Here is a 642-nt window from a genome sequence, read left to right as displayed (position 1 = left end):
ACTCAAACGCAATCAGTTTAAAGATGATGAGATCGCAGATCTTACCGGATATTATTGTACGATTGCTGAGCAAAAGTCCCGCGATCGCCGTTCAAGGCAACGCAAGCTGATCCGGTTTGATCATTTACGTCAATCCGTGATTAGACAAATATGCCTGGGATGGTCGCCGCAACAAATTGCCGGGAGAATGCGGTTGGAGCATCATCCCATCTCTGTCAGTCATGAAACGATCTATCAGTTTGTATATTCCGTCGATGGCCGAAAAGAAGGGCTTTGGAAACAGCTGCCCGAGCGTCGCGCCAGACGACGTCCGCGTCATGCCCGACGCCGTCATGGACGCAGGTTTCCGCCTGAACTGAGCATTTTACACCGTCCGGATATAGTGGCCCGACGCAAGCAATTTGGTCACTGGGAATGCGACCTTATCCAGTTCCGCAACAAGTTCGGCAAAGCCAATGTGACATCTCTTGTCGAGCGGGTGAGCCGCTTTACGGTCTTGCTGCGCAACAATGACCGCCAGTCACGGCCGGTGATGAATGGGGTGATTAGCATCCTCCAACCCCTGCCCCAGATCGCGCGCCGCTCGATAACGTTTGATCGGGGTACCGAGTTCAGCGAATGGGCTTATCTGCAAGCTGGCAT

At 53.1% G+C, this 642-nt stretch carries 1 protein-coding gene; it reads left to right on the top strand.

The window, feature by feature from the left end; translation table 11 throughout:
- Nucleotides 1-642: IS30 family transposase (locus ABDZ76_RS17600; RefSeq protein ID WP_343808681.1), on the top strand; the 642-nt coding region annotated here is incomplete at both ends.

This window comes from Paenochrobactrum glaciei (assembly GCF_039522165.1).
Lineage (GTDB): Bacteria > Pseudomonadota > Alphaproteobacteria > Rhizobiales > Rhizobiaceae > Paenochrobactrum > Paenochrobactrum glaciei.
The sequence above is the reverse complement of the archived record's forward strand: the minus strand, read 5'-3'. Positions and strand labels throughout refer to the sequence as shown.